Source organism: Kitasatospora sp. NPDC032757 (genome assembly GCF_055579305.1).
This window is the reverse complement of the sequence record NZ_JBVINN010000003.1, coordinates 1-4,950: the sequence shown is the minus strand read 5'-3', so window position 1 is coordinate 4,950 and position 4,950 is coordinate 1. Positions and strand designations below refer to the sequence as shown.

4 protein-coding genes are annotated in these 4,950 nt (G+C 74.0%); all 4 read right to left on the bottom strand.

What is annotated here, in order from left to right; translation table 11 throughout:
* Window positions 1-153: 153 nt before the first annotated feature.
* The 4 genes from ACZ5WK_RS05580 to ACZ5WK_RS05565 all read right to left on the bottom strand — a co-directional run bounded on the left by ACZ5WK_RS05580 (window position 154) and on the right by ACZ5WK_RS05565 (window position 4,753).
* Complete coding sequence (locus ACZ5WK_RS05580) at window positions 154-1,077, bottom strand: 1-aminocyclopropane-1-carboxylate deaminase/D-cysteine desulfhydrase (protein WP_465545267.1); 924 nt, start codon at window positions 1,075-1,077, stop codon at window positions 154-156.
* 109 nt (window positions 1,078-1,186) lie between these two features.
* On the bottom strand, window positions 1,187-2,227 hold the full coding sequence (locus tag ACZ5WK_RS05575) for a methyltransferase (RefSeq protein ID WP_396319627.1): 1,041 nt from the start codon (window positions 2,225-2,227) through the stop codon (window positions 1,187-1,189).
* A 154-nt stretch (window positions 2,228-2,381) separates the two neighbouring features.
* Window positions 2,382-3,299 carry an oxygenase MpaB family protein gene (locus tag ACZ5WK_RS05570; RefSeq protein ID WP_465545264.1) on the bottom strand — a complete coding sequence of 306 codons (918 nt, stop codon included), beginning with the start codon at window positions 3,297-3,299 and terminating at the stop codon, window positions 2,382-2,384.
* Window positions 3,296-4,753 (bottom strand): MFS transporter, encoded by a 1,458-nt coding sequence (locus ACZ5WK_RS05565; RefSeq protein WP_465545262.1) that lies wholly within the window; start codon window positions 4,751-4,753, stop codon window positions 3,296-3,298. Before ACZ5WK_RS05565 ends, ACZ5WK_RS05570 begins: the two co-directional genes overlap by 4 nt.
* Window positions 4,754-4,950: the final 197 nt, after the last annotated feature.

Genomic DNA, 4,950 nt, shown 5'->3' with positions numbered 1-4,950 from the left:
TCCCCCCCTAGACACCCCCCACTACCCCCCCCCCCCCCCCCCCCCCCCCCCCCTCCCCTCCTCTTCCCCCCCCCCCCCCCCCCCCCCCCCCCCCCCCCCGAGACCGACAGGCCGAGGCCGACAGGACGCAGGACGTGGCCGGCAGACGCGCTCTCAGGCCGCTTCCGGCGGGTCCGGCAGACCGGTGACGACCGCGGTCAGCCGGGTGCCCGCCGGAAAGGCCCCCGCCCCGGCAAGCTCGTACAGGGCGGCCAGCAGCTTGGCGACGTAGCGGCGCTCCAGGGCGATGCCGTGGCGCTGCTCGAAGCCCTCGGCGAAGGCGGCCAGCCCGGGCGGCACCCGGCCGTAGCCGCCGCCGTGGTGGTCGTGGTCGATCCGCCAGTTGCCGAACTCCCGCCCGAAGGCGTCCCGGTGCAGCCGGGCGACCTCGCCCTCCAGGTAACCGGCGCCTCCGCGCAGCACCGCCACCCCGAGCGCCCGCGCGCCCGGCGGCAGGCCGGCCGCGATCCCGGCCAGGGTGCCGCCCGTGCCGACCGGGCAGCAGACCACGTCCCGCCCGCCGAGGTCGGGCAGCTCCGCCGGGACGGCCGCCGCCCCGGTCGCCGCCAGGGCGTTGGAGCCGCCCTCCGGCAGCACCAGGCAGGGCCCCCAGCGCCGCTGCAGCTCGGCCGCGACGGCGTCCTCCGCCCCGCACCGGCCGGCCGTCTCCCGGTACGCCGTCCGGGAGAGGAACTCCAGCCGCATGCCGGCCGCCTCGGCCGCCCGCAGCGACCAGTTGCGCGGGGCATCGGCCAGCTCCTCGCCGCGGACCAGCCCGACGCTCTCCAGCCCGAGCGCGCCGGCCGCCACCGCGACCGCGCGCAGATGGGTGGAGTAGGCACCGCCAAAGGTCAGCAGCCTGGTCTGCCCCTGCTCGACCGCCGCCGCCAGGTTGGGCCCGAGCTTGCGCCACTTGTTGCCCGGCACCGCCGGGTGCAGCAGGTCGTCCCGCTTGAGGCGCAGCTCCACCCCGGCCCGGGCCAGCACCTCGTCGGTGCAGTCCACCAGCGGAGTCGGCAGCAGTGCGGGTTCGAGCATCGGGCCAGGATACGGAGGCGGGGGCCCGCGCCGGGCGCCGGGTGCGGCGGGCTGAGCCGCCCGAGACGTCGACGTGCCCCCTCGGGGAACGCCTGAGCGCCGGACAGGCCTAGGCCCGTTTGCGGCCGCAGATCACCACGGTGTCCGCGCCGAGCGCCACCCGCCCGGTGGGCTCGATGCCGGCCTCGGCGAACCACTGCTCGTACTCCCGGCCGGTGTAGACCATTCCCTCGCCGGAGGCGATGGTGTGGAAGTACGCCGAGAGGTAGGCCGCCCGGTCGGGCCCGGTCTCCTCGTCGTTCTGGTAGGGCGTCACCACGAAGATCCCCCCGCCGGGGGCGAGGGCGCGGGAGGCCTTCGCCAGCAGGGCCCGGATCCGGTCGGCGGACCAGATTTCGAGGAAGTGCGCGAAGAGCAGCGAGTCGCACCCGGCCGGGAACTCGTCCTTGAACACGTCGAGGCTCACCGCGTTCACCCGGTCGGCCAGCCCGAGCTTCTGGATCGTGGCGTTGGCACTGGCCGCGACCGAGGGCAGGTCGGCGATGGTGACCCGCAGCCCGGGCCAGCGCTCCACCAGGTTCGAGGCGTTGATGGCGGTGCCGCCGCCGATGTCGAGCAGGTGGGTGTACCCGGAGAGGTCGAGCTTCTCCTTGAGCTCCTCGCCGACCAGCCGGCTCACCGAGGCCATCATCGTGTGGAAGGTCGACTCCAGCTCCGGATGGTCGGCCAGCCGCTCGTACATGGTCGGCGCCGTGCCCGGGATCTCCCGCTGCAGGCCGATGTTGGTGTCGGCCTTCAGCGCCTCGGGGAACCAGGACATCGCCCGGTAGATGCCCTGCTGCTCCCACGGGATGAAGGCGGCGGGCGACTCGTCGAGGTTGTCGGCGAGCGGCTGGGTGAGCGGGGTGTTGTAGTAGCCGCCGTTCTCCCTGCGCAGCAGGCCCATGGTGGTGCAGCCGAGCAGCAGTATCCGGGTCGGCTGCTCCTTCAGGCCGACGCGGGCCGCGATGTCCGGCATCGCGATGCCCGGCTCCTGCTCGAGGATGGTGAAGAGGCCGAACTGGAAGGCCGCGCTGAGGAACTGGAAGCGGTAGTGGGCCTTGTACAGCGGTCGGAGCTCGACCTCGATGGGCTTCGCGGTTGGTGCCATGTCCAAGCCTCCTGGGCAATCGGTGTGATGGTCGCGTTCACGGTGCGGCGCGCGGAGGGCCGGCGCCGGCAGGTCGTCGTAACCCGGGCGTCGGGCCCGGGAAGGGTCTGCGGGGATCGCCCCGGGGCGGAGGGTCCGGCCGCCGCCCCGGGTGCTATCCGCCGGCCGCCATCCGTTGCCGGACGGCCCGCTGGATCTCGGAGGGCCCGCAGGCCCACACCAGCACCCGTCCGATCGCGCGGGCGGCCGGGCGGTCCCAGCCCGCTCGTACCAGGCCGGGCCGGCGGATCCCGAGTTCGGCCCTGGCCCACCTCGGCAGCAGGCCGATCGACCCGTTCATCAGCAGCCCGGTGGCCACCCGCTCGCGCGGGCTGCGGCCGAAGCCGCGCAGGAACCGGACACAGTCGAGCGCGGCGGGGGTGGCCAGCAGCTCCGGGCGGATCCGCGCGAGGTACCGGTCCACCTCGGCGGCCGAGCGCGGCACCCCCGCCGCCCCCAGCCGCTCGCCGACGAGGGCGGCCTCCGCGTAGTAGCGGTCGCACTCCGCGGCCGAGAGCGGCGTCGCCGAGAAGACCTGATGGCCCGCCAGGAAGCAGCTGACCTCCGCGGTGTGCACCCAGGTGAGCAGGTCCGGATCGTCCGCGCGGTACGGCCGTCCGTCCGGCGCCCTGCCGTGGATCCTCGGGTGGAGCCGCCGGACGGCCTCGATCGCCTCCCCGGCCGCCGCCGTCGAGCCGAAGGTGGTGGTGGTGACGAAGCGCGCCGTCCGGTTGAGCCGGCCGGTCGGGTCGGACCGGAAGTCGGAGTGCCCGTCCACCGCCGCCATGGCCAGCGGGTGCAGCGACTGGAGCAACAGGGCCGCGAAGCCGCCGGTGAGCATCCCGGCCGGGTGACCGTTGACGCGCCACACGACGCTCTGCGGACCGAACAGCCCGGGATCCCCGGCCGGCCGGTCGTACCGCTCCAGGTGCAGGTTCGGCCCGTGGACCGAGGCGTTGACCTCGGCCAGCAGACGGGCGCGGAACGCGGCGAGCGGAGTCACCCGGCGGGCCTGCGGCGTCCGTCCGGTCATGGCGTCCGTGCGCCGCTCGGCGGCGTGACCCGGCCGAGGGGGCCCGGCGGGTCCTCGGTGGGCCGCTGGGCCGCCCGGCCCATGGTGAGGACGGCCAGCGCCAGCACCGCGAGCCCGCAGCCGGCCATGATCGCCCAGCCGAGGTGGCTGGCGGCCGGGAACCCGGTGGCGAACGGACCGGCGATCCGGGCGGTCGTGACCGAACCCAGCACGGCGACCCCCAGCGAGGCCCCCACCTGGCGACCGGTGGAGGTGACCGCTGCGGCCACCCCGGCCCGGGACGGCGGCATCCCGGAGACCGCCGCGTAGGTGATCGGGGCGTCGAGCATGCCGAAGCCGATGCCGAACGCCACGTAGGCGAGGGCCAGGAACCAGATCGGGGTGTCCGCCGTGAGCCCGGTCAGCAGCAGACCGCAGAGCGCGATCCCGCTCCCCGCCACCACCAGCGGCAGCCGAGGCCCGCGGGCACCGATCACCCGGCCCGCCAGCGGGCCGAAGACCAGTGTCATCGCCGCCATCGGCAGTGTCAGGAGCCCGGCGTGCAACGGGGAGTACCCCCGCACGTTCTGCAGATAGAGGGAGTTGAGGAAGAGGAAGCCGGCCAGTGCGGCGAAGCCGCAGACCGCCGAGGCGATGGCCCCGCTGAACGACACGCTGCGGAAGAACCGCAGGTCCAGCAACGGTTCCGGGCGCCGCCGCTCGTGCCGCACCAGGGCCGCCGCCGCCAGGACGGTGGTGGCGAAGCAGCTGACGATCGGCCACGAACCCCAGCCCTGGCGTGCCCCCTCGATGATCCCGAAGATCAGCGCCGCCAGCAGGGTGATCACCAGCAGCTGCCCGCCGGGGTCGAGCCGGCGCGGGTGCGGCGCCTTGGACTCGGGGACGAACAGCGCGGTCAGGACCAGGGCGAGGACGCCGAACGGGATGTTGATCCAGAAGATCGACCGCCAGCCCGCCAGATCGACCAGCGCGCCGCCGACCACCGGGCCGAAGGCCAGGCTCATTCCGGCCACGCCGCCCCAGATCCCGATCGCCCTGGCCCGTTCCCGCAGGTCCGTGAAGGTGTTGGTGATGATCGACATGGCGACCGGGTTGAGCATCGCCCCGCCGACCGCCTGCAGCATCCGGAACCCGACCAGCGTCCCGGTGTCCGGCGCCAGGCCGCAGAGCAGCGAAGCGAGGCTGAACAGCAGCAGGCCGGTCTGGAAGGTGCGCCGCCTGCCGAACCGGTCGGCCATCGAGCCGGAGAGCATCAGCAGACTCGCGAGCACCACCGTGTAGGCGTCCACCGTCCACTGCAGGCCCGTGGCCGTGGCGTCCAGATCGTGCTGGATGGCGGGAAGGGCCAGATTCACGACCGTCGTGTCCAGGCCCACCATGAACAGACTCAGACAACACACCGCGAGGGTCAGCCACTTGAGTCGGTTCTGCGGCACTGAAGGCACATCCGTCATTATGCCCTCCATGCATATGACATGGCAGGGCGGCTGATTGACGCATCGTCACTTTCCCAACCCCTCTCGCCCGTGGCCCACCGCTCAGCGCGTCCCGAGCAGCTTCAGCTCGGGGTGGGCGGTGCCGCCCTCGATCGCGGTGGAGGCGATGTGCGAGGCGACCCGCGGGTCGACCGGGTCGTCGGCCGGGTCGTCCA